The sequence below is a fragment of the Pseudomonas sp. GW821-FHT02A11 genome, assembly GCF_059421985.1.
Window position 1 is genome coordinate 1 of the sequence record NZ_JBWKWB010000060.1, and the last position, 882, is coordinate 882.

Here is an 882-nt window from a genome sequence, read left to right on the forward strand (position 1 = left end):
TTCATGACTGGGGTGAAGTCGTAACAAGGTAGCCGTAGGGGAACCTGCGGCTGGATCACCTCCTTAATCGAAGACTCAGCTTCTTCGCAAGTTCCCACACGAATTGCTTGATTCATTGAAGAAGACGATTAGAAGCAGCTTTTGCTTTGCACCCGATTCGGGTCTGTAGCTCAGTTGGTTAGAGCGCACCCCTGATAAGGGTGAGGTCGGCAGTTCGAATCTGCCCAGACCCACCAGTTGCCTGGTGAGTATTTGGATAGAGCGCACCCCGCCTCCAAGGTAGAGAGCGGTGAGGTCAGGTTTTTTGCAGTTCGAATCTGCCCAGACCCACCAATTTTGTGGTAGATCCTGTAGCGATACGGGGCCATAGCTCAGCTGGGAGAGCGCCTGCCTTGCACGCAGGAGGTCAGCGGTTCGATCCCGCTTGGCTCCACCATTTACTGCTTCTGAATCTGAAAGCTTAGAAATGAGCATTCCATCCGCTGGGTGATGAATGTTGATTTCTAGTCTTTGATTAGATCGTTCTTTAAAAATTCGGGTATGTGATAGAAAGATAGACTGAAGGCCACTTTCACTGGTGGTTCTTCAGGCTAAGGTAAAGTTTGTGAATGCAAACTTTCGGCGAATGTCGTCTTCACAGTATAACCAGATTGCTTGGGGTTATATGGTCAAGTGAAGAAGCGCATACGGTGGATGCCTTGGCAGTCAGAGGCGATGAAAGACGTGGTAGCCTGCGAAAAGCTTCGGGGAGTCGGCAAACAGACTGTGATCCGGAGGTGTCTGAATGGGGGAACCCAGCTGTCACAAGACAGTTATCTCAAGCTGAATACATAGGCTTGCGAGGCGAACCAGGGGAACTGAAACATCTAAGTACCCTGAGGA

General features: G+C 50.2%; 2 tRNA genes and 2 rRNA genes. All 4 read left to right on the forward strand.

What is annotated here, in order from left to right:
• Nucleotides 1-66 (forward strand): 16S ribosomal RNA (locus tag AC07V9_RS29620); the annotation flags it as partial.
• A gap of 93 nt (nucleotides 67-159) precedes the next feature.
• Nucleotides 160-236 (forward strand) — tRNA-Ile (locus AC07V9_RS29625).
• A gap of 124 nt (nucleotides 237-360) precedes the next feature.
• A tRNA-Ala gene (locus tag AC07V9_RS29630) sits at nucleotides 361-436 on the forward strand.
• Between the two features lie 230 nt (nucleotides 437-666).
• Nucleotides 667-882: ribosomal RNA gene (locus tag AC07V9_RS29635) — 23S ribosomal RNA — on the forward strand; the annotation flags it as partial.